21 protein-coding genes and 1 pseudogene are annotated in these 26,659 nt (G+C 70.9%); 6 read left to right on the forward strand and 16 right to left on the reverse strand.

Annotated elements, in window-relative coordinates; genetic code table 11:
* Positions 1-97: 97 nt before the first annotated feature.
* Both QSJ40_RS07380 and QSJ40_RS07385 read right to left on the reverse strand, forming a co-directional pair.
* Positions 98-1,489 carry a mannitol dehydrogenase family protein gene (locus tag QSJ40_RS07380; protein ID WP_285729859.1) on the reverse strand — a complete coding sequence of 464 codons (1,392 nt, stop codon included), beginning with the start codon at positions 1,487-1,489 and terminating at the stop codon, positions 98-100.
* Positions 1,486-1,938: pseudogene (locus QSJ40_RS07385) on the reverse strand (glucuronate isomerase); the annotation flags it as partial. The pseudogene QSJ40_RS07385 and the gene QSJ40_RS07380, both read right to left, overlap by 4 nt.
* 182 nt (positions 1,939-2,120) lie before the next feature.
* Between QSJ40_RS07385 and QSJ40_RS07390 the strand changes: the two are divergent.
* Positions 2,121-3,338: an MFS transporter gene (locus QSJ40_RS07390; protein ID WP_053447405.1), complete on the forward strand. Its 1,218-nt coding sequence runs from the start codon at positions 2,121-2,123 to the stop codon at positions 3,336-3,338.
* A gap of 400 nt (positions 3,339-3,738) precedes the next feature.
* Positions 3,739-5,958, forward strand: a complete 2,220-nt coding sequence (locus tag QSJ40_RS07395) for a catalase (RefSeq protein WP_006215701.1) — start codon at positions 3,739-3,741, stop codon at positions 5,956-5,958.
* Between the two features lie 111 nt (positions 5,959-6,069).
* Here the strand turns inward: QSJ40_RS07395 and QSJ40_RS07400 are convergent, their stop codons facing one another.
* On the reverse strand, positions 6,070-7,110 hold the full coding sequence (locus tag QSJ40_RS07400) for a tyrosine-type recombinase/integrase (RefSeq protein WP_144421634.1): 1,041 nt from the start codon (positions 7,108-7,110) through the stop codon (positions 6,070-6,072).
* 1,059 nt (positions 7,111-8,169) lie between these two features.
* Between QSJ40_RS07400 and QSJ40_RS07405 the strand changes: the two genes are divergently transcribed.
* Positions 8,170-8,415, forward strand: coding sequence for a hypothetical protein (locus QSJ40_RS07405; protein ID WP_006215703.1), 246 nt, complete (start codon positions 8,170-8,172; stop codon positions 8,413-8,415).
* A gap of 10 nt (positions 8,416-8,425) precedes the next feature.
* Here the strand turns inward: QSJ40_RS07405 and QSJ40_RS07410 are convergent, their stop codons facing one another.
* A complete protein-coding gene (locus QSJ40_RS07410; RefSeq protein ID WP_137802413.1) occupies positions 8,426-8,866 on the reverse strand; it encodes a hypothetical protein in 441 nt (146 codons plus the stop codon).
* A gap of 197 nt (positions 8,867-9,063) precedes the next feature.
* On the opposite strand from QSJ40_RS07410, the gene QSJ40_RS07415 reads away from it, so the two are divergent.
* From QSJ40_RS07415 to QSJ40_RS07425, 3 genes are all read left to right on the forward strand, one after another.
* Entirely contained in the window at positions 9,064-9,543 is a 480-nt protein-coding gene (locus QSJ40_RS07415) for an NfeD family protein (protein WP_053447408.1), read from the forward strand.
* A gap of 74 nt (positions 9,544-9,617) precedes the next feature.
* A complete protein-coding gene (locus tag QSJ40_RS07420; protein WP_053447409.1) occupies positions 9,618-10,901 on the forward strand; it encodes an SPFH domain-containing protein in 1,284 nt (427 codons plus the stop codon).
* A 154-nt stretch (positions 10,902-11,055) separates the two neighbouring features.
* Positions 11,056-11,391 (forward strand): RNA polymerase-binding protein RbpA, encoded by a 336-nt coding sequence (locus tag QSJ40_RS07425; protein ID WP_006215707.1) that lies wholly within the window; start codon positions 11,056-11,058, stop codon positions 11,389-11,391.
* Between the two features lie 121 nt (positions 11,392-11,512).
* Here QSJ40_RS07425 and QSJ40_RS07430 read toward each other — a convergent pair whose 3' ends face one another.
* The 12 genes from QSJ40_RS07430 to QSJ40_RS07485 form a co-directional block, all read right to left on the reverse strand.
* On the reverse strand, positions 11,513-12,259 hold the full coding sequence (locus QSJ40_RS07430) for a polyprenol monophosphomannose synthase (protein ID WP_053447410.1): 747 nt from the start codon (positions 12,257-12,259) through the stop codon (positions 11,513-11,515).
* A gap of 328 nt (positions 12,260-12,587) precedes the next feature.
* Positions 12,588-13,715: an amidohydrolase family protein gene (locus tag QSJ40_RS07435; protein ID WP_053447411.1), complete on the reverse strand. Its 1,128-nt coding sequence runs from the start codon at positions 13,713-13,715 to the stop codon at positions 12,588-12,590.
* Positions 13,716-13,858: 143 nt separating this feature from the next.
* Positions 13,859-16,756: a DEAD/DEAH box helicase gene (locus tag QSJ40_RS07440; protein ID WP_053447412.1), complete on the reverse strand. Its 2,898-nt coding sequence runs from the start codon at positions 16,754-16,756 to the stop codon at positions 13,859-13,861.
* A gap of 117 nt (positions 16,757-16,873) precedes the next feature.
* Positions 16,874-17,791 carry a twin-arginine translocase subunit TatC gene (gene tatC / locus QSJ40_RS07445; RefSeq protein WP_082803378.1) on the reverse strand — a complete coding sequence of 306 codons (918 nt, stop codon included), beginning with the start codon at positions 17,789-17,791 and terminating at the stop codon, positions 16,874-16,876.
* A 112-nt stretch (positions 17,792-17,903) separates the two neighbouring features.
* Positions 17,904-18,197 carry a Sec-independent protein translocase subunit TatA gene (tatA, locus tag QSJ40_RS07450; protein WP_006215712.1) on the reverse strand — a complete coding sequence of 98 codons (294 nt, stop codon included), beginning with the start codon at positions 18,195-18,197 and terminating at the stop codon, positions 17,904-17,906.
* Positions 18,190-18,576, reverse strand: a complete 387-nt coding sequence (locus QSJ40_RS07455; protein ID WP_285729876.1) for a hypothetical protein — start codon at positions 18,574-18,576, stop codon at positions 18,190-18,192. The genes tatA and QSJ40_RS07455 overlap by 8 nt, the downstream gene beginning before the upstream one ends.
* Positions 18,573-20,822, reverse strand: a complete 2,250-nt coding sequence (locus QSJ40_RS07460) for a WYL domain-containing transcriptional regulator (protein ID WP_206390203.1) — start codon at positions 20,820-20,822, stop codon at positions 18,573-18,575. Before QSJ40_RS07460 ends, QSJ40_RS07455 begins: the two co-directional genes overlap by 4 nt.
* A 55-nt stretch (positions 20,823-20,877) precedes the next feature.
* Entirely contained in the window at positions 20,878-21,273 is a 396-nt protein-coding gene (locus QSJ40_RS07465; protein ID WP_006215715.1) for an FKBP-type peptidyl-prolyl cis-trans isomerase, read from the reverse strand.
* 126 nt (positions 21,274-21,399) lie between these two features.
* Positions 21,400-23,145 carry an FKBP-type peptidyl-prolyl cis-trans isomerase gene (locus QSJ40_RS07470; RefSeq protein ID WP_278855359.1) on the reverse strand — a complete coding sequence of 582 codons (1,746 nt, stop codon included), beginning with the start codon at positions 23,143-23,145 and terminating at the stop codon, positions 21,400-21,402.
* Between the two features lie 153 nt (positions 23,146-23,298).
* Positions 23,299-24,384 (reverse strand): tRNA (adenine-N1)-methyltransferase, encoded by a 1,086-nt coding sequence (locus QSJ40_RS07475; protein ID WP_024290407.1) that lies wholly within the window; start codon positions 24,382-24,384, stop codon positions 23,299-23,301.
* 224 nt (positions 24,385-24,608) lie between these two features.
* Positions 24,609-25,748 carry a site-2 protease family protein gene (locus QSJ40_RS07480; RefSeq protein ID WP_006215718.1) on the reverse strand — a complete coding sequence of 380 codons (1,140 nt, stop codon included), beginning with the start codon at positions 25,746-25,748 and terminating at the stop codon, positions 24,609-24,611.
* Between the two features lie 68 nt (positions 25,749-25,816).
* Positions 25,817-26,617, reverse strand: a complete 801-nt coding sequence (locus QSJ40_RS07485) for an HAD family hydrolase (protein ID WP_285729883.1) — start codon at positions 26,615-26,617, stop codon at positions 25,817-25,819.
* Between the last annotated feature and the right edge of the window lie 42 nt (positions 26,618-26,659).

A 26,659-nucleotide genomic window follows, 5' to 3' on the forward strand; every position in this document is an offset into this window, starting at 1 on the left:
AGGTGACACAGATCTGGCCGCAGTCGCCCGGAGGCGGCTGCGGCCAGTTCCCGTGCTGTGCTCGGCTGCCCCGAGAGGGGCTCGGCCGCGCAGAGGCTCAGTCGCGCAGGGCCTGCGCCAGATCCGTGATCTGCTCGATCACCTCGGGCTGCTCGGCCAGCTGCGCGTCCAGGAGCCCGACGAGCGAGCGGATCCGATCCTCGCTGCGAGAGGCCTCGAGGACCTGCTCGGCCCGGGAGTCGCTGAGCTCGTCGCGCCCGTCCACGTACACGGTCCAGGCGGCGATCATGCGCGCTGCGATCTCGCCGCTGCGCCCGGCCTTGAGCACGGGCACAGCGCGCATCTGCAGCTTGGTCAAGCCGTCGCCTGCGATCTGGGCCAGGTTGTGCCGGATGCGCGGGTTCTCGAAGCGCTCGAGCAGCGCCTCCCGGTAGGCCGGCACGTCCAGGCCCGGGGTAGTGAGGTGATGCGCCGCCTCGTCCCAGAACTCGAGGACCTGCTGGCGGGAGACCTCATCGGTGATGGCCTGCTCGACGGTCTCGTGCCCGCGCAGCTGCCCGGCGTAGGCCAGCAGCGAATGCGCCCCGTTGAGCAGCCACAGCTTGCGGCGCTCGAACGGCTCGAGGTCCTCGACGAACACCGCACCGGCGCGCTCCCACTCGGGGCGCCCGGCGGGGAACTCGCCCTGCGGCACCCAGCTGCTGAACGGCTCGGTGACGACCGGGGCCTGATCGGCGAACCCGGTGGCCTGGGCGACGTCGTCGAGCAGGAAGTCCTCGGTGGCAGGGGTGATGCGGTCGATCGAGGTGCCCACGAAGGACACGCTGCGCTCGATCCACTGGCCGAGCTGCGGGTCGAGCTCGGCGGCAAGGCCCTGGATCGCGTGGTGCGCCGCCCGGTCGTTGGCCGAGAGGTTGTCGCAGGACACGACGGCGATCGGCCCGGCCTCGGCGGCGCGGCGCGCGGCCAGGCCCACCACGAGCTTGGCCGCCGGCGAGGCCGGCACGCCCACGGCATCGGTGTCGAAGGAGCCGGCCGCGAAGGCCGCGCGCAGAGTCTCCAGATCGGCGGCCACGGTCTCCTCGGCGGCGTCGAAGGACAGCTCCGGGCCGAGGTTGCAGGCGGCCTCGGTGATCGTCAGCGTCACCACGGCGGTGGACGGCGCGGCCAGCAGCTCCCATAGGCGCCGCACATCATCGGCGGCGCGCGGATCGCTCAGGGCGCCGATGATCTCCGGCTCGTCGGACTCGGGTCCGCGGACCATGAGGGTGAACAGCCCGTCCTGGGCGGACAGCAGATCCGACATGCGCGGCGAGCGGCCAGTGAAGGACGCGAAGCCCCACTGCGGATCGGAAGGATCCGCCTCCGAGTGCTGCGTGTACCAGAGCTGGTGCGCCCGGTGGAATGCGCCAAGTCCCAGGTGCACGATGCGCACCGGGGCAGCCGGGGCCTGCGGGTGGGTGGTGCGGTTCAGCGGTTGCGCCCTCACAGCTTGAAGGCCCTCCTGAGTGCGGCGTCGACGATGATCTCCTGGGCGCGATCCTCCGTGATCCGGTGCTCGGCCAGCAGCTTGGCCAGGAACGAGGCCTCGGTGCGCCGGGAGGCCTCGTGGCGGACCGGGATCGAGGTGAACGCGCGGGTGTCGTCGATGAGCCCGGAGGAACGGGTGAAGCCGGCGGTGCCGGTGATCGCGCTGCGCCACCGGTGCATGGCATCGGGCTCGTCGATGAACCACCACGGGGCGCCCACGTAGACCGACGGGTAGAACCCGGCCAGCGGGGCGATCTCGCGGGAGAACACGGTCCCGTCGATCGTGAACAGGACCAGGTTGAAGCCCTTCGCGTTGCCGAAGTCCGCCAGCAGCGGCTGCAGGGAGCGCGTGCACTCCATCCGGAACGGGATGTCGTGGCCGGTGTCGGCGCCGAACTTCTCAAAGGTCTCGATGGAGCGGGTGGCCGGATCCGCCGGGAGCAGGCGGTCCGGATGAGATGCGATCGACTCTGATGACATGCTCCCCAGCCACCGCGGCCGGGTGATGGCCCGACAACGGGTGGCCGTGACTTGCTGATCCTCGGACGCATCCGGAGCGAGCCGCGGCAGCAGGATGCCAGAATGAGCAGATGGCTTATCGAACCCAGGTTCTCGGACTGCTCGCAGACCCCGGCGTGCCCCAGAAGGTCATCGACGCGCTCGCCGGCAGGATCGCCGAGCAGCTCACCCGCAGGACGGGCACGCCCTGGGAGACCGAGGTCAGCGATGTCACCTTCCCCCTGAACGACGACGGCACCGTGCCCTTCAGCGATCGCGCCCCGGACATCCTGGACCGCCACGGCTGGCGCTACCTGGTCTACGCGACTGATCTCCCGCGCGCCCTGGACCGCGTTCCGGTCGTCGCCGAGGTCGACAAGGCAGGCCGCTCGGCCATGGTCTCCCTCCCGTCGCTGGGTGCGGTGGGGCTGAAGTCCTCGGCCCTCGAGCTGATCGTGGATCTGGTGGCCACGAGCGCCCGCGACGCGCACAGCCCGGTCGAGGGCGATGAGCTCATCGAGGCGCTGCGGCTCTCCCGACTGGTCTCCCGAGCCGGGCTGGAGGAGGGCGTGCACTACCTGGTGCGCCCGGGTCCGACGGCTCGGCTGCGCCAGGTCTCGGGCATGGTGCGCGCCAACCGCCCGGGACGTCTGATCACGGCGCTGGGCGGCGGCATCGCCGCAGGTATGGCCTCGGGCGGGTTCGGCGTGTTCTTCGGCAGCATCTGGAGCCTCTCCGTGGCACTGAGCCCGGTGCGGCATGTGCTGATAGCGGCCATCATGATCGTGACCTTCACCCTGTGGCTGATCACGCGCAACAAGCTGTGGTTCCGCGACCGTGCGGCCACCGGCTCGGGTCGAGCGCTCGTGGAGAACATCGCCACGTTCGTGACGGTGCTGCTGAGCATCATCGCGTTCTTCGCCGTGCTGTTCGCCGCCCTGGGGCTGCTCTCGCTGATCGTGATCGACGCCGACTTCCTGGCCGGGCAGCTGGGGTACGCACCCGGGCCGTGGGACTACATCGCCATCACGTCCCTGTCCGTGTCCATGGGCATGCTCGCCGGCGCCCTGGGCTCCAACTTCGACGACGCCGAAGCCGTGCGCATCGCGACCTACTCCAAGCGCGGCCAAGAGCAGCGCGAGAAGCTCGACGAGTACCGCGACGAGGAGGATGAGCAGCAGGACCAGGAGGATCAGGACGAGCAGGCCGACCGGGAGGACAAGCATTCCGAGAACCGCTCGGACCCCGAGGCGCAGCGCACCAGCGAGGGCCGCAGGCGGGCGCAGGAGGACCGGGACCGGCGGCACTGATCCGCGCTGGAGCTCGATGCTCCCGCAGCATGCAGCAGGGCCCGTCGCCATCACGGCGACGGGCCCTGCTGCCTTCCGGGGGAGGGAGGCCGGGACGACGGCCTGGGTGCGGATCAGGTGGTCCCATGCCGAGAGCCCGGCGGTGGCGCCGGCGCCCTGGGCGACCACGATCTGCTTGAAGGGGATCGCGGTGCAATCCCCGGCCGCCAAGACGCCCGGGATGGACTGCAGGCGGAGTCCATGCGACACGGGGGCTATGTGGCGCACCTCACCTGCAGCTCCGGATTCCCTGGCAATCCAGTCAGCCTCCTTACTTATCAGGCTGCGGACGGATAGACAGGAGGCGGGCCGGCGGCCGACAGCCCCGGCCGGCACAGCGACGATGTCAGGAGGATCCGCCATGTCAGATCACCGCCCCGAGCTTCCTCAGGTGCCAGGGGTCCCTGGCTCCGAACCGGCATCCGCGCAGGAGCCCGTCCAGCCGCGCAGCCCGCTGCCTCCCAAGCCCGATCAGTCCGCCCCGCAGACTCGCACGGCCACCGGAGAGCAGACCGGCGCTCCCGAGGGCGCCCGAGCCCAGCAGGGCGAGTTCCTCACCACCGCGCACGGGACCCGCCTGAGCACCTCCGAGGACTCCCTGAGGGCGGGGCGCCGCGGACCCGCGCTCCTGCAGGACCATCACTTCCGCGAGAAGGTCTCGCACTTCGATCACGAGCGCATCCCCGAGCGGGTGGTCCATGCTCGCGGTGCCGGTGCCCACGGCGTCTTCGAGTCCTACGGGACGGCCTCCCGCCTGTCCAGCGCCGGGGTGTTCGCCGAGGGGAAGCAGACTCCCGTCTTCGTGCGGTTCTCCACCGTGCTCGGCTCACGCGGCTCGGGGGATCTGGCCCGCGACACCCGCGGATTCGCCACGAAGTTCTACACCGACGAGGGCACCTGGGACCTGGTGGGAAACAACATCCCGGTGTTCTTCATCCAGGATCCGATCAAGTTCCCCGATGTCATCCACGCGGCCAAGCCCCATCCGGATCGGGAGATCCCGCAGGCGCAGTCCGCCCACGACACCTTCTGGGACTTCGTCTCCCTCCATACGGAGGCGCAGCATCACACGATCTGGAACATGGCCGACCGCGGCATCCCGCGCTCCCTGCGGATGATGGAGGGCTTCGGGGTCCACACGTTCCGCCTCGTGGCCGCCGACGGCTCCACCTCGCTCGTGAAGTTCCACTGGAAGCCCAGGCTGGGCGTGCACTCCGTGTTGTGGGAGGAGGCGCAGCTGATCAACGGCGCCGATCCCGACATGCACCGACGCGACCTGGCCGATGCGATCGAGGCCGGAGCACATCCGCAGTGGGAGCTGGGCGTCCAGGTCTTCCCGGACACCGAGGACGAGACCTTCCAGGGGATCGACCTGCTGGACCCCACCAAGCTCGTGCCGGAGGAGCTTGCCCCCGTCGAGGCGGTCGGGCTGATGACGCTCACAGCCAATCCCTCGAACTACTTCGCCGAGACGGAGCAGGTCGCCTTCAACCCGAACAACCTGGTCCCAGGCATCGATGTGACGAACGACCCGCTCCTGCAGGGGCGGCTGTTCTCCTATCTGGACACGCAGATCACACGGCTGGGCGGGCCGAACTGGACCCAGCTGCCGATCAACCGCCCGCATGCCCCGGTCAACGACATGCTGCGCGACGGCATGCACCAGTCCGCCGTGCACTCCGGGGTCGCGCCCTACCGCCCGAATTCGCTGGACGGGGGCAATCCGTTCGAGACGCCCGACTCGCAGCGGCCGTTCATCGACGTGGCGCAGCCGATCGCGGAATCGGTCAAGGAGCGTCGCCGCCCGCAGTCCTTCGAGGATCACTTCAGTCAGGCCCGGATGTTCTGGCTCTCGCTCAGCGAGATCGAGCGCGAGCACACCGCGCAGGGATACATGTTCGAGCTCGGCAAGTGCTGGGATGAGAACGTGCGCATCCGCCAGCTGCAGCATCTGTCGGCGATCGATGCGGAGCTGGGCCGCACAGTGGCCGAGGGCCTCGGCCTGCCCGAGCAGGAGCCCACGACGGCGCCCGCCCAGGACGTCCAGCCATCCCCGGCGCTGTCGCAGCTGGGGAGGACCTGGCCGGTCGACGGGCGCCAGATCGGCATCCTGGTCGGGAGCCGCGTGGACGGCGACTCCCTGGCGCAGGTGATCCGCGAGATCGACGGCGCCGGCATGGTTCCGCTGGTGATCGCCCCCACCGGAGGCACCGCAGCCGGGGATGTGGTCGCCCAGCGCACGCTGCTCACAGCCCGCTCGGTCGAATTCGATGCGGTTCTGGTGGCTTCGGACCCCCTGCCCGGACCCGATGCCGCCCAGGGCCTGGACGCCAAGGCCGCTGCGCCCAGCCCCCAGGAGGTGGATCCGCGTGCGAGTCTGCTCCTGCAGGAGGTCTGGCGCCAGGCCAAGCCCATGGGCGCGTGGGGCACCGGCATCGACACCCTGGGGGCCCTGGGCATGGCCGACGGCGCCGGTGTGACCGTGGCGCAGACGCCCCAGGGCGTGCTCACCGGCGTGAAGGAGGCACTGACGCGCCATCGCGTATGGGACCGCTTCCCGACCACCGGCAGGCTGGCCTGAGTCCTCCGGACACCGGGACGTGCGAGCCATGAGCGGCCGCACTCGCATCTCGCACGCGCCCCCGTCGACGGCGGCCCCGGTCCCCTCACGGCGATCGGGGCCGCCGGTCCGTCAGGGCCGCAGCGGGTGGGCGTCGATCGCGGCCGAGAGCTCTCCGGGCAGCTCGTCGAGGTAGCGGCTCGTGGTGGACACGGAGCTGTGCCCGAGCAGCCGGGCGACGACCTTGACGTCCCAGCCGTCGGCGAGCATCAGCGTGGCCGCGGTGTGGCGCAGCCCGTGGGGGACCACGCCGCGGGCCAGGCGCGGCTCGGCGGCTCGGGTGCGCTGCACGGCGCGCTCGAGCAGGCGCTCGATATCGCGCACGGCCAGGCGGCGCCCGGTGGCCGAGAGCAGCAGCGGCGCAGGCGCCTCCGGACCCAGGCGGGCTCGATACGACGAGATCAGCTCGTCGATCCAGGCCGCGATCGGGACCACCCGCGTGCTGCGGCCCTTCCCGTAGACCGTCACCCGAGCCGGACCCGCCGGACCGGCAGGCGAGTGGTGATCCGCATCCAGCCGCACGATCTCCCCGGCGCGCAGCCCGACGACCATCATGAGCCCCAGCGCGATGGCGTCCCGGTCCCAGTGCCGGTTCGACTCCCGAGTGCCCGGGCCGTGGCGCAGCAGGGCCTGGGCCTCCTCGATGTCCAGGGAGGTCCGCTCGACGCGCAGGGGGTCCTCGCCCTGGGGGATCAGCTCGGAGGCGGCCATGGGGGAGACGGTGGCCCAGGACTGCTCCGTGCAGTACGCGAAGAACCGCGACAGGGAGCGTCGCATCCGCAGGGTCGACCCGGCCGACTTGGCCTCCCGCGCGGTGGCGGCCATCCGGCGGCGGACGTCCCCGCTCTGCTCGCCGAGCCCCGGCTTGCGCCGGTGATCCGCGGTGCCGGCGAACAGCAGCAGGGCCTCGTCCACGTCCTGGCCGGTGACGGATTCCGCGGTGTGCTCGCTCGCGCGGGGGAGCAGCTCCAGGAAGCGCTCGAGATCCACGCGATAGTTCTTGGCCGTGGCCGCCGACAGCGACTGCACACGCGCCCGTCGATCCACCGAGGCCAGGAAGCGCGCGACGGCCTCCTGCAGCGGGATCTCGACGGGCGGGGGAGGCAGAGCCATGGCGGCGGAGTCCTTCGGGTCGGCGACGACGGGCGGGTCACCGAGACCGGGGGAGTCGATCAGCGGATCGATCACTCGGTCGGCGACTCGAACATACTATCGAAAAGCGCGACGGAAGAATGGGCCTGCGGGGGAGCGTCGGGCATCTCCCCGGAATCCTCGGGAATCGAGGCCGGGGGAGTCGCCGATACTGGTCTATTGAATGCTGACGAGCACCAGGATTGCCTCCGCCATCTCGTGTCGTTCTATTTGTCTACTACGACACGGAATTGACGTGGGCGAGATCATGCGACGGCAGATGCGGCACCGCATGACTGTCAGGCCAAGGGCGATAAGGATATCCCGACCGTCAGAAGAATAGCTCAGAAGAGCTCCGGGTGGCATCTTCCAGGAGCCCTCACGGGCCGGCCAATGCGCCGCGGCAGCGGAATATCCGATTTCCCGCGCGCAGAGCGCGCACCATGCGGAGGATATTTCCGAGCGGGTTATGCGAAGCCGTCATGGCCTTTGCGGTGCGGCAGCCCGCACGGAATGCCGTCTGCCGCCTAGGACGACACAGCTGGCGGTGAGCACGCGCGGCGAGTCGGGAGCATGGAGCGACACAGGCGCCAGCGCAGACAGATCATCGAGGCAAGACTGCAGGGCGGAGCCGAGACCGCCCGGCGGCGTCGAGCATCGCGCGGAGAGATCCGGCGTGAGGCGGCCCGCGGCGAGGTCGTCGCCCCGCGCCGCCGCGTGCCGGCGCACCGCGCACAAGCCGAGCACTCCGAGGCACGCCTCGAGTGAATGCCCACCGCCTGCGAGGGAGGGGCCATCCGGTCGGCGTCGAGCCCTCCGCTCAGCCTAACTTTACATAATGTAGATTATCGGCGAACGAGGTGCAGGATCGAGCGACCCTCTGGATCCCCGGCACCGCACCCGCAGGACGCCTCCGTCTTCGGGCGAACCATGCTCCGGGACGGGAGTTTCTGCGGCGTTCGGACTACGGTGGTCACGGTCCGATCGGCGCTTACGCCTCGGATCCAGCCGCAGATCTTCCGGAGAGGCCGCACACCGACCATGAGCAAGGAAATCGAGTTCCTGAAGGGCGTGGACAAGCTGCACGCCTTCTACACGGAGAACGTCCGCATGCTCGCGCATGCCTACGACCTCGAGGACGAGGAAGCAGCCCAGCTCCTCGGGCGCTACGACTACCGCAACGTCTCCCGCAGCATCCTGCGCCCGCCGCGCGTCGATCCTCTCGGGCAGATCATCGGCGATCAGCCGCAGCAGTCGGACTCCGACGAGGACTCGCAGGGTTCCTGAGCGCCCGGCCTCAGCCGAGAGCTTCGGCCGACGAGGCCCCGGTGCGCGCCTGCACGGATCGTGCCTGTGCAGGCACCGAGTCGCCGAGAACGAACTCCCGCTGGTGATCCGCCGGGACGGATTCCGCCAGCGCTCGCACCTGCGCCCGTCGGCGCGCCGAGCAGCGGGCGTCCGTGCGCAGGTCCACCAGGATCGCCGGGGTGTCGTGCTCGGCTTCCAGTGCCCGACGCCACTGCTGGGCCTCGTCCGCAGCCGTGCCGCGGGTGCGGTGATCCGTCTCCCCCGTGCACAGCAGCACCCGACGGCCCGCCAGATCCGGCACCGGTTTCATCAGATGCGCCATGAGTGCAGGCATGTTGGACTGCACCGCCGACAGCGTGATCAGACCCGCCGCCATGCCGGTCACGCCGGCACCCACAGCCGAAGCTGCGATCGAGGCGATGGGTCTCATGGTCGCTCCTGTGCGGACGTCGAACGGAATCCCCAGATGATAAGCGGATGAACGCCAGATGAACAGAGGGTGACGCCACTCCCCTGCTGGACGACGCGATCTCGGGGAATCGACGACACACGCATGGACCTGCCTGTTCTCGAATGCGAATTCTGGCAGGATGGAGACCCGGATCACCGACGACGGAAGGCCGCCCGATGCTCGAGATGCTCGCCGACAGCGGATGGATCGTGTGGCTGATCCTCGCGGCTGTGCTGATCGTGATCGAGATCCTGAGCCTCGACCTGACCTTCCTGATGCTGGGAGTCGGCGCCCTGGCCTCCGCCGGTGCCTCTGCCCTGGGCGGAGGCGTGGTCGTCCAGGTGCTCGTCTTCGTCGCCGTGTCCCTGCTGCTGCTCTTCCTCGTGCGCCCGCGCATCCTCGCCCGGCTGCACCGAGGCCCGGGCCGCGACGGTCTCTCCAACGCCGACCGTCTGCCCGGCTCCGAGTGCACCGTCCTGGAGCCCGTCACCTCGGCCACCGGCCTGGTCCGCCTCCACGGAGATGTCTGGACCGCCCGGACCTCGGGTCCGGAGATCCCGGTGGGCGAGACCGCCTACGTGCATCGCGTCGACGGCGCGACCGTTTGGGTCGAACGCAGCGCCCCCGCCATCGATCCCGCGGTGCACCGGGCCTGAGCCGCCGCGGCCGGCCCGTCGATCGCCCCTGATCCGAACGCCCCCCCGAACACCGACGTCACGAGGAGAGCTCCATGATCGCCACGATCATCCTGCTGGTCATCCTTGTCGTGGTCGCTGTGGTGATCCTGCTGAAGGCGGTGCGGATCATTCCGCAGGCCCGCGCAGGCATCGTCGAGCGACTGGGCAAGTACCAGTCCACCCTGTCCCCCGGCCTGCACATCCTGGTCCCGTTCATCGACCGGCTGCTGCCCATGATCGATCTGCGCGAGCAGGTCGTGTCCTTCCCGGCGCAGTCGGTGATCACCGAGGACAACCTCGTGGTCGGCATCGACACCGTCGTCTACTTCCAGGTGACGGACCCCCGCTCGGCCACCTACGAGATCACCAACTACATCCATGCGGTCGACGAGCTCACCTCCGCGACGCTGCGCAACGTGGTCGGCGGTCTGAACCTCGAGGAGACGCTGACCTCCCGCGACAAGATCAATGCGGAGCTGCGCGGCGTGCTCGACTCCACGACCGGCCGCTGGGGCCTGCGGGTCTCGCGCGTGGACATCAAGGAGATCACTCCCCCGGCCTCCATCCAGGACTCGATGGAGAAGCAGATGCGCGCTGAGCGCGACCGTCGCGCGGCCATCCTCACTGCCGAGGGCGAGAAGCAGTCCCAGATCCTCACGGCCGAAGGTCAGCGCCAGGCCTCCGTGCTCTCCGCAGAGGGCGATGCCAAGGCCGCGATCCTGCGCGCCGACGGCGAGGCCCAGGCGATCCAGAAGGTCTTCGACTCGATCCACCGTGCCAAGCCCACGCAGAAGCTGCTGGCGTATCAGTACATCCAGACCCTGCCCAAGGTCGCCGAGGGCTCCGCGAACAAGGTGTGGATGATCCCCGCTGAGCTCGGCGATGCCCTGCGCGGCGTGGGCGAGTTCCTGGGCCGTCCCGACGCCGGACCGGACTGGGGCGAGGTCATGGAGGAGGAGGACGAGCAGGAGGCCGAGGCTCGTCGCCGCGCCAAGGAGGACGAGGGCCTGGTCAAGGTCACCGACGAGGACCTCAACCCCTCCAAGCGCTTCACCGACCCCGATGACTACGAGGTCCCCGGCCCCGAGACCATCGACCCGAACGCCCCGGTCGACCTCAACGCCAAGCTGCCCGGCGAAGACACCCGCGCCGGCGCCCAGCGCCCTCACCAGGCGACCGCCCCTCAGGGCCGGGACCAGCCGTTCGATCAGCAGGGCCAGCAGCCCCACCCGCAGGCTCAGCAGGGCTACCAGGGCCAGCAGCGCCCTCAGCAGCACGGCCGCGATCCCTACCGCCCGAGCGGGCACGACGGATACGGTCAGCCCCCGCAGCGCTGACCCCAGCGGCCGCAGACCACGGAAGAGGACGCGCCGAGAGCGCGTGGGAGGCATCAGCACCGCGACGTCTCGGGAATAGACTCGAACGTCGCGGTGCTGTGTCTTCCAGCAGAGGTCTTCCCACCGACACCCCCACCGACAGGAGAAACATCCGATGAGCGATCGCAGCCTTCGCGGCATGCGCCTCGGTTCGCAGTCCATGGAGTCGGAGGCCGGCGTCGAGCCCGCCTCGCGTCAGCGCGTGGAGTACCGCACCACGTCCGGCGAGTCGGTCTTCGTGACCTTCGCCATGGAGGCGGAGGTCCCGCAGGTCTGGTACACCAAGACCGGCCAGGAGGCCATCATCGTCGACGGCGAGAAGCCGGAGAACCCCAACGAGAAGCACCAGCGGACCCACTGGGACATGCTCATGGAGCGGCGCACCACGGAGGAGCTCGAGGAGATCCTCCAGCAGCGCCTCGAGCACTACCGGGAGCTGCACGCTCTCTGAGCCGCAGCCTCTGACAGGTCCGCTGTGGACCGATCAGTGCGCCCATGACGAAGGCCGCCCCCGATTCGGGGGCGGCCTTCGTCATGGGCGCGGGGGCTACTGAGCCTCCCGCGCGGGGGCTTCAGCGTCCGAGCAGGCCCTGGGCCTTGTCCCGCAGCACCTTGGCGCGAGCGGTGACGCCCCACTTGGCCACGTTGACGATGGCCTCGCGAGTGATGTCGGCGCTCATCTTGGAATCACCCTCGGCGCGCTCCACGAAGGTGATGGGGACCTCGACGACCTGCAGGCCGGCGAGCTCGGTGCGCCAGCCCAGGTCGATCTGGAAGCAGTAGCCGCGCGAGGTCACCGAGGTGAAGTCGATGGCTCGCAGGGTCTCGGCGCGGAAGGCGCGGAAGCCGGCCGTGATGTCCCGGATGTTCGAGCCCAGGAAGAAGCGGGCGTAGATCCCGCCGCCGCGGGAGATGAACTTGCGGATCCACGGCCAGTTCACCGTCGAGCCGCCCGGCACGTAGCGCGAGCCGATCGCCAGGTCGGCGCCGTTCTCGACGGCCTGCAGCAGCTTGGGCAGCTCCTCTGGCTGGTGGGAGCAGTCCGCGTCCATCTCCACGAGGATCTCGTAGCCCTGCTCCAGCCCCCAGCGGAACCCGGCGATGTACGCCTGGCCCAGGCCGTTCTTCTCGGTGCGGTGCAGGACGTGGATCTGCGCATCGGCCTCGGCCATGCGATTTGCCATCTCGCCCGTTCCGTCGGGGCTGTTGTCGTCCACGACGAGGACATCGCCCTGCGGGACGGCGCGACGCAGTCGGTCCATGACGGTCGGCAGCGACTCGCGCTCGTTGTAGGTGGGGATGATGATGAGGGAACGCACGCTGCGCGCATCCTTTCGCCGAAGTGCACCGAGCAGGACATCGAGGGCCGATCCTGCGGAAGGCCCCGCACCGACCGGGAATGGTGCGCCTCCTCGAGCCCTGCTGGGTGCAGTGCCGGGCCGGGAGGCGACGAGCCGGTGCAAGACGGTCAGTCTAGTCGCGGACGCGCCAGGACCCTCGAATGCGACGACAGGTCCCGACGCAGCCGTTGATCAGTCCGCTGTGCTCCGACTCTGCCACGACCAGGCGCAGGGCCCCGGCATCGACAGGCCCGGCACAGGATCACCGAGCGTCTTCCCAGGGTAGGTGACGGGGCGTCGGAATGCCTCAGCTCAGCGGGAGGATGCGTCCGTCCACGACGGTCTGCGTGCAGCGCGGGCTCGCCTCGTCCTCGAGCGCCGGCAGCAGCGGGGTGCGGGCCCGGGGGTCGGTGCTCCAGGAGGCGCCGGTGCCCTCGGCTTGCTGGACCATCAGCGCCTCGACCTCCCACACGGCGTAGGTGGCCGGTGTTCCGGAGGCCAGCTGCCCGGCCATTGGATGTCCTCCGCCCAGAGCCCGCCAGGCGCCGCGGGTCGCGGCCACGAAGGCGGCCCTCGCGGAGATGCGCTGCTGCGGATCGGGGTGGTGCAGCAGGGCTCGCACGGCCTCCCAGCCGTCGAGCAGAGCGGCGCCCGTGCCCCAGACCACCGGGATGCCCTGCCGGTAGAGCTCGGCCACCGGCGCCTCGACCGAGGGATCCAGGCACAGCGTGACGGAAGCGGCGGCGAGGCGCTCGAGGTCGCGCTGGGTCAGCTCCACCGCACCCACGAGGTCCACGCGCACGCCCATGGCGTGGGCGGTGCGCTCCCCCGCGCTGCTCGCCACGAGCTCGAGGCCCTCCAGCGCGATCGCCAGCTCGTCGGCGCGGCTGACGGCCAGCGCCGGGGCCAGAGACTCCTGCGACACGGCCGTGCAGAACGACGCCACGGCCTGGGCGTCAGCGTCCGCCACCGGCAGCCGGAGGCCGACCAGCGCAGCGCTGAAGCGCTCACGGATCTGCTCGACGACCGAGGCGACGTCATCCTGCGGATCGAGGCTCGGCCACAGCAGGACGCGCGCGGCACGGCCCTGCTGCGCCGCCTCGACCCAGCTCCGCAGCGCCTCGGCATCCTGCAGACCGCCGGTGTGCACCACGGCTCCGAGCCCGAGCGCCGCCGCTGCGCTCGGGTGCGCGCTGCGGCTCAGATCCGCGGAGCTGTCGACGAAGGCCGGGGTGATCAGCCGGCCGTCCAGCTCGACGACCTGCATCCGCTCGTCCTGCAGCGAGTCAGCTGCCTGCTCCGATCCGACCCAGACCACCTGATCCCCCTCGGCGATCAGCGCCGAGGCTCCCGGATCCACCGTCGTGTAGACGGAGCCTCGGCGGTAGAGGACAGGACCCTCGAGGGGGCTTCGCGCGGTGGACTGCTGGGACATGGTGCTCCTTCGAGAGGTTCGGGAAGTCGAAAGGGGACTCGGCACGCCCGGCGGACGGCTCAGTGCTCCGTGCCCCGTCACTGCTGCGAGCCGGTCAGCGCTCCTGCAGATCGGTGCGGGGGCCTGTCGGTGCTCGGTGCGGCTCAGGGCTCAGGGTCCTCGAGGACGGATTGGACGACCACGCCGCGTCTGATCAGGTCGACGGCGCGCTGGCAGCCGGTGCGTGTCTGGGCGTCGAGGCCGCGGATCGAGGCCACCTGATCGAGAAGGTCGATCACCTGCTTGGTCCAGCGCACGAAGTCGCCGGCCGCCAGCTCGGTGTCCTCGAGCGTGGCGCGCAGGGAGCCGCCGCGGGCCCAGCGGTGCATGGGTCCGACCATGCCGAGCTCGGGCTCGGCCGTCTGATCGACGCGGTGCTGCTCCTCCAGATCGGTCAGCCGGGTCCAGTGCGTCACGGCGGTGGCGACGGCCTGCTCGATCTTGGCGGAGGGCAGTCGCGGCCGCGCACCGGCGTCCTGGCGCTTGGCCTGATACGTGAAGACCGTGGCCACAGCGGCGATGGACGCCGGGTCCAGCCCGTCCAGGATGCCGTCGCGCAGGCCCATGGCCAGCAGGAGATCGCGATCGCCGTAGATCCGCCGCAGGCTCTGCCCGGCCGGGGTCAGCCGCAGCTCGTCGTCACGGCGCTCGAGGTAGTCGAGCTCGTGCAGCACCGAGGTGATGCGGTCGAAGCGGGCGGCCACCGCGTTCGTGCGTCCGTCGAGCTGGCGCATGAGGCGGTCGGTCTCGCGGCGCAGCCGCTCCCAGCGCTCGGCCCAGCGGGCGTGCTGCTCGCGGTCGCTGCAGCCGTGGCAGGGGTGCTCGCGCAGGCGCCGGCGCAGCTCCGTGATGCGCGCCTCCGAGCCCGAGCCGCCGCGGGCGAAGCGCGGCTGATCGCTGCGGCCTCCCGTCCGCGGAGGCACGCCCTCCTGCAGCGCGGAGCGCATGGCCCCGGAGATGACCTTGCGCTCCTTCAGCGAGGAGACCGCGATCCGCTTGGGCAGACGGATGCGCGAGATCGGCTCGAGCGGACCCTCGAGATCCTGAGCGCCCAGGCGTCGCAGGTGGGCGTCGTGGGTGACGATCGACGGCCGCGGCTGCGGCGAGTGCGGATCCGGGGAGACCACCACGGCGAAGCCCCGGTTGCGGCCAGTGGGGATGTCCACCACATCGCCGGGCAGCAGGTCCTGCAGCGATGCCGCGGCCTCCGTGCGCCGGGTGTGCGAGCGGGCCTTCTCGGCCGACTTCTCGGTGTCCTTGAGCTCCCTGCGCAGCGCCGCGTACTCCGTGAAGTCGCCCAGGTGGCAGGTCATGGACTCCTCGTAGCCGGCCAGCGCCTCCTGATTGCGGCGCACTTCCCGGGCGATGCCCACGACCGAGCGATCGGCCTGGAACTGGGCGAACGACGACTCCAGGATCCCGCGGGTGCGCTGGGCGCCGAACTGTGCGATCAGGTTGACCGACATGTTGTAGGTCGGCCGGAAGCTCGAGTTCAGCGGGTACGTGCGCTTGGAGGCCAGCCCGGCCACGGCCTGGGGGTCCGTGCCGGGCCGCCACAGCACGACCGCGTGGCCCTCCACGTCGATCCCTCGGCGCCCCGCGCGTCCGGTGAGCTGGGTGTACTCCCCCGGCGTGATGTCCACGCGGGCCTCGCCGTTGAACTTGTCCAGGCGCTCGAGCACCACGGAGCGCGCCGGCATGTTGATGCCCAGCGCCAGGGTCTCGGTGGCGAACACGGCTTTGATCAGCCCCTGGGTGAACAGCTCCTCCACGACCTCCTTGAACAGCGGCAGCAGCCCCGCGTGGTGGGCCGCCACGCCGTGCAGCAGGCCGTCCCGCCACTGTCGGAAGCCGAGGACGTCCAGATCGGCGTCGTTGAGCGAGGCGGCCGCCTCCGCGGTCACAGCGCGGATGGTGCGCCGCTCGGCCTCGGTAGTCAGCTGCAGGTCGGCGGCCAGGCACTGGGTCACGGCGTCGTCGCAGCCGGCTCGGGAGAAGATGAACGTGATCGCCGGCAGCAGGCCCTCGCTCTGCAGCTGTCGGAGAAGGTGGGGGCGGCTGATGCGCGGGATGGAGCCGCCGCGGTCGTCGCGCCCGGAGCCGCGTCCGCGGTCGTCCCGTCCGTGCCCGCCGCGCCCTCGGCCGTTCTTCTGGCGCATGCGCTCTCGGGACCGCCCACCCGGACCACGCCGTCCGGAGGCCTGGGAGCGGGCCAGATGTAGCAGCTCGGGGTTCACCGCCGGTGGCTCGATCCGGGCCTCGAGCCCGGCCTCTCGCGCTCGCTCGAGCCGTTCGGCCTTCTCGGCGGCCTGCTCGACCGTGTCCGTGACGAACAGGTCCATCAGCTCGGTGCCGACCTGCATGTGCTGCCACAGCGGCACCGGACGGTGCTCGGAGACCACCACGTCCGTCTCCCCGCGCACGGCGCCCAGCCAATCGCCGAACTCCTCCGCGTTGGAGACCGTGGCGGACAGGCAGGCCATCTGCACGTGCGGCGGCAGGTGGATGATGACCTCCTCCCACACGGCGCCGCGGAAGCGATCGGCCAGGTAGTGGACCTCGTCCATGACCACGAAGCCGAGGTTGCTCAGGGTGGGCGAGTCCGCGTAGAGCATGTTGCGCAGGACCTCGGTGGTCATCACCACCACGTCCGCCTCGGAGTTGATCGAGGTGTCGCCGGTGAGCAGCCCCACGCGCTCGGCACCGAAGCGGCGCACGAAGTCCGAGTGCTTCTGGTTGCTCAGCGCCTTGATGGGCGTGGTGTAGAACGCCTTCTGCCCGCGATGCAGCGCCAGGTCGACGGCGAACTCCCCCACGACGGTCTTGCCGGCGCCGGTGGGTGCTGCGACCAGGACGCCGCGGCCCTCCTCGAGCGCACGGCAGCCCTCGATCTGGAAGTCGTCGAGCTCGAAGTCCAGGCTGGCCGCGAAGCGGCTGCGGTAGGTCCTGGCCTCGGAGGTGCGGGCCTTGGCTGCCATGTATCGCTCGGCTGGACTGGACATGCCCCCACCCTACGACCCGACGACGACAGCCCCGCGCCCGCCGGTGCGGGTGCGGGGCTGTCGGGGGCTGCGGCCGCCGGCAGGCACGCGGCGCTGAGGCAGACCGATCGGATCGGGTCAGCTCTTCTCGTCGGTGCGCCCCATGGCGCTGAGGTCCTCAGCAGAGGTCGCGCTGTCTGCGCCGAGACCCGTCTCGGCCTCACGGGCCGCCGCCCGCTTGGCCTTGCGGCGGTCGAGCAGCAGGCACAGCGCCACCGCCAGGAAGAACAGCAGCAGCAGCGGCACGGCCAGGTAGAACATGGTCATCATGTCCGGCCCCGGCGCCGCCATGGCCGAGATGATCAGCACGATGATCACGACCCAGCGCCATGAGCGCAGGATGGTCCGGCCCTTGAGCAGACCGAGCATGTTCAGGCCCACGAGCAGCACCGGCAGCACGAACGAGATGCCGAAGGTCAGGATCAGCTGCATGAAGAACGTGACGTAGACGTCGGCGCCGATCAGGTTGGTGCCGCCGGTGGGCGTGAACGACGTCAGCGCGATGACTGCGGTGGGCAGCACGAGCACGGCCACGGCGCAGCCTGTCAGGAACAGCGGGACCGCCGCGAGCAGGAAGCCGTAGGCGTAGCGCTTCTCCTTCTTCTGCAGCGCAGGCATGATGAACGCCCAGATCTGGTAGAGCCAGACGGGGCTGGAGATGATGACGCCCAGGGTCAGCGCGACCTGGACCATCTGGTTGAACGGACCGCCGACCGAGTTGTAGTTGACGGCCGCTTCCTGTCCCTGGGCCTCCGCGACCGCCGTGAGCGGCTCGGTGATGTAGGACATGAACGGGTTGTAGACCACGAAGCCCAGGATCATGCCGACCACCAGTCCGATGGCCGCCTTGATCAGGCGGTTGCGCAGCTCGCGCAGGTGCTCGGTGAGCGCCATCTGCGCCTGGGGGTTGCGGCGGCGGCTGCGCACGCGGCGCTGCTCGCGCCGATCCGCGGCTGAGGGCCTCCCGGCGGGCTTCTCCGGCTGCATCTCGGTCATCGTCGATCTCCCTGGGGGCCGCGGCGACGGACTCGCCGCGGCAGGCGAACCGGGCCGGAGTCCGCAGGGACTTCGGCCCGGAGGTCAGCTGACGGGGCGGTGAGCCCCGGGGTCATCGGACGGTGCCGTCCGAGTTCGAGGCGCTGTCCGCCGCCGTGGAGCCGTTCGTGCCCGTGCTGGTACTGGTCCCGGACTCGCGCACGGTCTCGCCGTCGACGATCGTGGACTCGTTCTCCCCCTTGGAGTCCTTGCCGTCGTCCTTCATCTCCTTGACCTCGGACTTGAAGATGCGCATGGACTGGCCGAGGCTGCGGGCCATTCCGGGCAGCTTGGGAGCCCCGAAGAGCAGGACGATGACCAGCAGGATCAGGACGATGAACATCGGGTTGTCGAAGAGCTTACCCATTCGGGAGTTCCTTTCCTCGTGCCGCGTGCAGGTCCTGGACCCTCTGCGGCTGAGCTCTCAGCGCCCGCCGCGCGATGCGGCGCTCGACGCGCTCGGAGCGTCGTCTGTGACTGTCTTCACGATACTTCAGCCTGGCCTCGCGCACCGGCGTGAACACGTCCGACGCGCCCCGCACCGCCAGGCTCCGGGTCCGCCCGGCGGACCCAGAGGGATGCTGCGACCCCACCCGCTCGATCACGGCCCCCAGCCTGTCGAGCTCGCCCACCGCGGCCAGAAGCCGCCGCCAGGCGAACCACAGCAGTGCCGCCAGGAACACTGCCGCGACGAGCACGAGCCCGGTCCACAGCAGGAGCCACATCCACCAGGACATGACGCTCACCCTAGTTCCGATTCCTGATCATCGGCCGCATCCAGATAGGGGGCCATGGCGGTGTTCACCCACTGTTCCCCGGCCTGGACGACCGGCGGCGGGGCCAGCGCGCCGAGCTGCCCGCCGTAGCGGGTGACCAGCGAGAAGGCCTGCTCCGCCGTGGTGAAGGAGATCTGCGCGGCCTCGAACTCGACCGGCGGGCGCCCGCCTCGCCCTCGAGCGGCGGGGGCCTCCTCGACGGCAGCCTCCTCCGCGGCCACCCCCTCCAGCGGCGGCAGCTCGACGACCGCGGTGCGCGTGGCCCGGTACTGATCGGCGATCCAACGGCTGCGGCGGTCGGTGACCAGGGCGATCTCCGTCTCGGCGGACAGCGCTGGGTCCCGGGGGCGCAACTGCGGACGCGAGGCGGGGTCCTCGTGGACCTCGGCATCGCCGACCACCAGGGCCGAGCGCACGCGGTCCAGGCGGAACTCGCGCAGCGCCTGCGCCTTGGTGCACCACGCGATCACGTACCAGTAGGTGTTGGACGAGGTCAGGTGCAGGGGGTCGATCTCCCGCTCCGTGACTTCGTCGCGCGAGGCCACGATGTACTGGATCCGCACACGGCGGCGGTCGTCGATCGCCCCGCGGACGAGATCCACGAGCGAGTCGATCGGGTCCTGGGCGGCCGACCACGCAGTGATCTCCGGCAGCGGTTCGGGCTCGTCGTGGCCGGCCGCCTCCAGGGAGGCCGCGGCCAGGGCGGTGTCAGCACGTGCTCCGACGGCGTCCACGACCGTGGCCGGCTCCCCCGCCGCCTCGGCGACCTTGCGCAGCGCGGAGTCGATGGCCGGGGTCTGCTCGCCGGGCAGGGAGCGCAGCGTCTGCAGCCCGATCATCAGCGCGGCGGCCTCGGGCTGGGTCAGGCGCACCGGGTCCGAGATCTCCTCGGCGTTCGAGACGTTGACCGGCCCGCCGTCCCAGGAGGCCTCGATGAGCTGATCCGGGGTGTGCCCGGGACGTCCGCACACGAAGAGCAGGCCCAGGTCCTCGACCACCTGGTCGACGTCGACCTCGACGTGCTCGGCGACCTCGCTGATGTCCACGCCCTGGTGCCCGTAGACGTAGCGCACGATCTCGAGCAGCCGCGCCAGGTGCTCCGACGACGACGTGGAGGTGCGCCGGGAGCGCCGCGAGGGGCGGTTCCAGTCGACCTCGGCTCCTCGCAGGCGCTGCTGGAACTGAGCCGCCCCGCGCAGGCGGCGCAGCACGCTGGCGCGCACGCGGGTCTGCAGCCGCGGCTCGGGCTGGCCCGGCTGCAGCAGGGCCTCCAGCGGATCTGCGGCGCCGAGCTCGGCGTCCAGCGGGTCGGCCTCCGGCAGGTCCGCGAGCTCCGGCGACGGCATGAAGGCGTCCGGGCCCACGGCGGCGACCTCGTCGGCCACGCGCTCCGGCTCGGTGACGGGCACCAGCAGGCGGTCTCGGCCATCGGTCCCGGCGCCCAGCGACTCGGCAGAGGCCATGCGTCGCAGCATCTGGCCTCGGCCCGGGGCCACGTCGACGGCGACCGATCCCAGTGCCGGTGAGGCCTCGAGCGCATCCAGGCGGTCGTTCATGGAGAACCCGGCCGGGGGCTCGAAGGTCTGGGCGGTGGCTCGGACCTCAGAGACGATGCGCGAGAGCCTGAACGTGCGCTCGGCCTGGCGGTCCAGGTCCCAGCCCGTCACGTACCACGAGCCGAACCGGGAGCCGACGCCCCACGGCTCGAGCCGACGATGCGTCTGCTCATCGGTCGAGGCCGCCAGATAGTCGAAGCGCACCTGGCGGTGACGCAGCACGGCCTCCATGAGCGGAGCGAAGGCCGGTTCCTGGACCGTGACGGTGGGCTGGATCATGGGCGAGGGCTCGTCCTGGACGGCCGAGGCCTCCAGCACGGGCTCGAGCTTGCGCAGGGCGCGCCTGGCCACGGTGCCCAGCGACGCCTCGGTCCAGGCGTTGGCGGCCAGGCCGAGCACAGCCGTCTCCTCTGCGGTGAATCGCAGCGGAGGCAGCGTGAAGGAGCCGCGCGGGATCCGGTAGCGGAAGGTGGCGTCGTCCTCGAAGAGCAGCGACTCCGGGACCTCCTCGATCGGGAAGCCCAGGGCGCGCAGCTCCTGCTTGTCGCGTTCGAACATCCGCTCGAAGCCGCTGTCGGTCGTGGCCTCCTGGTAGTCGGGCACGACCCCGCGCAGCTCCGCGCGGGTGTAGCCCCGCTCGCGGTACAGCAGCGCGAGCATCAGATTCAGCCGACGCTCCGTAGCGCGTCGGCGCTGGTCGGCAGGCACTGCTGGGTCAGCGCACGTCGACGAGGTCGACGACGAAGATCAGGGCCTCGTTCGGGCCGATGGCGCCGCCTGCGCCGCGCTCCCCGTAGGCCATGGACGACGGGATCTCGAGACGACGGCGTCCGCCCACGCGCATGCCCAGCAGACCCTGGTCCCATCCCTCGATGACCTGGCCGATGCCGACCGTGAAGTCCAGCGGCTGGCCGCGGTTCCACGAGGCGTCGAACTCCTCGCCGGTCGAGTGGGCCACGCCGACGTAGTGGCAGGAGACCTGCTTGCCGGGCTCCGCCACAGCGCCCTTGCCCTCGACCAGGTCGATCGACACGAGCTCGGTGGGGGCATCGCCCTCGGGGAAGTCCACCTCGGGCTTGGAGCGGTCGAGATTTCGCTGTCCGAAGGACACGGTTTCCTCCTGGGGGTTCGGATGGGGGATCTCTGGGGTGGGAGATCGACGGTCGCACGGCCTGGACCGATGCGACGCGGACTGTGCGACCAGGATAGCCGGACCTGACCATCAGCGGCCTGCGGATCAGCCCTCGGCGGACGCCTGGTCGTCGGCGGTCGCGGAATCCTCCGCACCGTCCGTCGCGTCGCCGGTCGCCGGCGCCTCCGGCTGCTCGGCGGATTCGGTGGCGCCGAGGATGTCCACGACGAACAGCAGGTCGCCGGCGGGGCTGCCGCTGCCGTCGGCATCGACCTCCTCCTGGGTGCCGTAGGCCTTGTCGGCGGGGACCGAGATCAGCACGCGCGAGCCGACCTTCTGGCCCTCCAGACCCTCCGACCAGCCCGGGATCACGGCCGAGAGCGGGAACGCGGTGGGGACGCCTCGCTCGTAGGAGGAGTCGAAGACCTCGCCGTCCTCCCAGCGCACGCCGACGTAGTCCACCGCCACGGTGTCCTCGGCCTTGACCTCGGCGCCGTCGCCTGCGATCAGCGTCTGGGTGACGACGTCATCCGGCGCCTCGCCCGACGGCTTCTCGATCTGCGGGGTGCCGCTCTCGCCCTCCGAGACCTGCGGCAGGCCGTCGGTGCTGGCGGCCATCTCGCCCTCGGGCGAGTCCGGCAAGATCTCCTGGACGGTGTAGCGCACGGTGGTCTCCTGGACCTGCCCGGTGCCGTCGTCGGCGCTGGAGGTGATGTCCACGGAGGTCCCGACCCTGGCGTCGGCGAGCTGGTCGTGGAGGAACTGATCGCTCTCTGCCAGGTCGTCGTCGATGCGCATGACCTGGTCCTGCTCCTGCTGCGGCTCGCCGTCCGCGACCGGCGAGGTGCGCACCAGCAGGGTGTCGCCGTCCTCGACCTCCGCGCCGTCGCCCTCGTTGACCACGGAGGCGGTGGGATCGGGCAGGGGCTCCGGCTCGGGGGTGTCGTAGGAGGCCAGCAGGTCAACCACGAACACGAGGTCGCCGGCCGGGTACTCGGAGTCCTCGCCGAGCTCTTCAGCGGTGCCGTAGGCCTTCTCGGCGGGGATCGACATGATGACCCGCGAGCCGACCTTCTTGCCCTCGAGGGCCTCGGCCCAGCCCGGGATCATGGTGTCCAGCGGAAGAGCCGCCGGGGAGCCGGACTCGTAGGAGGAGTCGAAGACCTCTCCGTCCTCCCAGCGCACGCCGACATAGTCGGCCACGACGGTGTCGCCCTCGCCGATCTCCTCGCCGTCGCCCTCGATGAGGTACTCGGAGGTGACTTCGGACGGGGCCTTGCCCTCGGGCTTGGCGATCTGCGGGGTTCCGTCCTCCCCCTCGGTGACCGCCGGCAGCCCGTCGGGAGACTCCTTCATCTCGCCGTCGATGCCGCTGGGCACCTCGTCGATGATCTCGTAGACCTCCACTGCGGTGGAGTCATCGCCCTCGGTGCCGCTCTGCCCGGCCGTGGCGTCCGAGGAGTAGGCCACGACGCCGCCGACCTTCATGCCCTCCATGGCCTCGTAGAGCTCCGGGACCCGCTCCTTGAGGTCATCGTCGAAGGTGAGGACCTGACCGGCGCGCTGGGAGTAGGACTCCCCCAGCTCCGACTTGTCGCCGCCGCTGTAGATCGACATCTGGACCATCAGGGTGTCGCCGGGGTCGATGTCCTCGCCGTCGCCCTCGTCCAGGACCTTGGTCTCGTTGCCCTCGACCTTGATGGGGGTCTCGTAGTCGATCGAGGGGGCCTCACCGGCGGCGCGGTCCTCATCCGTCATCTCGACGGAGCGCAGTCCTCCGCCTCCCGAGCAGCCCACCAGGAGCAGGGCTGCGGACATCGCGGTTCCGGTGACGAGCAGGGGCTTGCGCACGTGTTCCTCCAGGCCGCGACCAGGGGCGGCATCTCGGTGGGGTCATCCCGGAAGCGAGGCGGCTTCCCAGGACGGACCGGTGGTCGGCGCACAGGCTATCGGTCGGGGCTGAATGCCGCCTGTGCCGACACTGGCGGCGCAGTTGGCCGGAGCTCAGTCCTGCGGAGTCTGCTCCTGCGGATCCTGACGCGCCTGGGCATCCGCCTGCGCGGCGCGATCGGCCAGGTGGCGGGCGTCGCGACTGGCGCGGCGGGCCTTCTTGTCCGTGACCTCGCGCTCCCCCAGCGTCAGCGGGGTCCAGGCCTGCAGGTCCTCCTGGGTGTACTCGGACTTCGACGCACGCCGCTTGGGCGCCAGCCGGCGGGCGCCGTCGGCCAGGCGACGGGCGGTGATCAGGAACCCGGTGTGGGCGACCATGCGGTGGTCCGGGCGCACGGCCAGGCCCTCCACGTGCCAGCCGCGGACCATGGTCTCGTGCGCGTCGGGCTCGGTGTAGCGCCCATCGGCGCGCATGGCCTCGGCCACCCGCGACAGCTGCGTCACCGTGGCCACGTAGCAGATCACCACGCCGCCGGGGACGAGCACCCCCGCGACGGCATCCAGGCACTCCCACGGCGCCAGCATGTCGAGCACCACGCGGTCCACGCTGCCGGGCTCCTCGCGCCGGCCGAGCTCCTCGGCCAGATCGCCGATGCTCAGCCGCCAGGCGGGGTGGGCTCCGCCGAAGAACGTCTCGATGTTGCCCTGGGCGACCTCCGCGAACTCCTCGCGGCGCTCGAAGGAGTGCAGGCTGCCCTCGTCGCCGATCGCGCGCAGCAGCGCGATCGACAGGGCTCCCGAGCCCACGCCGGCCTCGACCACGCGGGCGCCCGGGAAGATGTCGCCCATCGTGACGATCTGCCCGGCGTCCTTGGGGTAGACCACCGCGGCACCGCGCGGCATGGACAGCACGAAGTCCTTCATCAGCGGGCGAAGGGCCTGGTAGGCGATGCCCACGGAGTTCTCGACCACGGTGCCCTCGGGCTGCCCGATCAGCAGATCGTGCGGCAGGACGCCCTTGTGGGTCTGGTACTCCTGCCCGGCCGTGAGCGTGATCGTGGTCAGCTTGCCCCGGTCGTCCATGATCTGGATGCGCTCGCCCTCGCGCATGGGCCCGCGGCGGTTGATCGCCCCGGAGGGGCCGTGCGCGCGCTCGCCGGAGGTCTGCGGGGAGCTGGTGGGGGTGCTGGCCTCGGTCATGGACTGCCTTTCGCTGGCGGGAGAGCTCGCTGCACGAGCACGGGACGGGTGCGCCGGTGGCGGCTTCGAGGATTCGGGGCCGAGGCCCTGCGGGGCTTCGGCGACGGACATTGTCGCATCACCGCGCTCGACCGGCCGACCGCGACCGGCGCCCACAGGTCTCAGGCTCCTGGAAGAGGGGTGCGGCTGCGCCGCTTGCCTGGCGTCAGCCGGGTGCCTCGTGCTCAGCGTGCCGAGCCGTCCGGGCGGATCAGCCCGGATCGCTCGAGCTCGGCATTCAGACGCGCCGCCGACAGGGTGCCGATCACGGTGCCCTCGGCATCGACGACGACCATCACCGGGCTGGCGCAGCGCACCGCAGCCTCGAGCAGGTCGTGGCCGGAGAGCTCCTCGGGCAGGATCGCCGACGGGCGGATCGGCAGCAGGGCGCGGCTCAGCGGGGAGGCCGCGCGCTCGTGGGACGGCACGGCGCTGAGCCGGCCGCCGTCGAGCACGCCCACGGGGATGCCGTCCTCCATCCCGACGACCGAGGTGCCGGGCTCGAGCTGGGCTGCGGTCTGCTCGACGGCGCGCAGGCTCTGCCCGGCGGGGATGCCGACCGCCGGCTGGCTCAGGCCCAGGGCGGTGCGGCCCTCCATGGCCGCCGAGGCCTTCGAGCGCCGCAGGCCATCCGCGGCGCCGGAGACCAGCATCCACACGAGCAGACCCGCCACGATCAGGCTCAGGGGACGCTGCCACATCCCCAGCAGCAGCACTGCGGTCACGATCGCCACGGCGCACAGCCGACCCGTCCAGGCCGCGGCCACGGTGCCCATCCGCTCGCTGCCGGTCAGTCCCCACACCAGGCCCTCGACCACCCTGCCGCCGTCCAGCGGAAGGCCCGGGACGAGGTTGAACAAGCCCACCAGGAGGTTGGCGGTCGAGGTCAGCGACAGCACTGACCAGCCGATGCGGGCAACCATGGCGCCGTCGACCTGCGCGGCCTCCCCCAGCCCGGGCAGCAGCGCGAATCCGACCGCCGCGATCAGCAGGTTCACGATCGGACCCACGACCGACACGACCGTGGACGCCCACCAGCGCGGATTCGTGCGCCCGAAGGCCGTGTGCCCGCCGGCGATCGAGAGCACGATCCGATCCACGGGCCAGCCGAAGGCCCGGGCGGCACCGGCATGGGCCAGCTCATGCAGCAGCACGGAGACTCCGAGCAGAAGGCAGAAACCGAGGGCCACCGCGTAGGCGCCGAGGCCGAGCTCGGGCATCGACCGGCGCAGGACGGGGCCGTAGAGGAGCACGACCAGGAAGCTGATGATCAGCCAGGAGGACTGCAGGTGCAGCGGCATCCCGGCGATGCGCCCCAGGGGCACGGACCCGCGCGGGCCCCTCCGCCGCCGCGGCTGGGACGCCGGCGCTGCGCTGCCGGAAGGCGCCCTCGTCACGGGCGGCGCCGCTCGCGCTCGTCGACCCAGGTCCCGAGCGCTGCCGGGGTGACCTCGCTCAGGGAGCCGACCTCCCGGTCCAGACCCACATCCGAGATGTCGATCAGGTTGGACACCCCGAGGACGAAGGCCCCGGAGCCGATGGCAGAGCGGATGCCGGTCAGCGAGTCCTCGATGGCGACCATCCGGCGGATGCTCAGCTCTTCGGGGTTCTCCTGGCGCTCGGAGACCAGGGCGGAGAGCCGACGGGCGGCGAAGACGTAGGGGGCCGGATCCGGCTTGACCGGCAGACCGATGTTGCCCGTGACGATCAGATCGAACAGCGGGCCGTCCCAGCTGGTGGCGGGGTCCTCGCCGGAGGCGGCGATCGCGCCGAGCTTCTCCACGACCACATCGGCCACCGGGGACTCGGAGTTGGTCACCAGCGCTGTGGGAATGCCCTCGCGCCGAAGGGCCACGAGCAGCTCGAGGGCCCCGGGGCGCAGCTCGAGCTCGCGGCGCACGCCTGCGGCCACGCGCTCGCACAGGGCGTCGACGACCTCGCGCACGCTCAGCGGGATCCCGGCGCGGACCATGATCCGCCCGGTCTCCTCGAGGTCTCCGCCGACCACGCTCAGCGAGTCCTCATCCGTCCAGACGAGGCCGTGGGAGCCCATGAGGTCGGCCTCGGCGGCGAACCAGTGCGGCTCGGTGTCCACGAGAGTTCCGTCCATGTCCCACAGGACGGCGTGGGGGCGCGCGGAGGCCGCGGCGGCGGAAACGGTCTCTGTCGCTGGATCGGGACTCGTCGGAAGCATGCTGGGATCCTATCGGCTCGCCCTGCCCCGGACCGGTACCGC

Source organism: Kocuria sp. NBRC 114282 (assembly GCF_030268385.1).
Lineage (GTDB): Bacteria > Actinomycetota > Actinomycetes > Actinomycetales > Micrococcaceae > Kocuria > Kocuria palustris.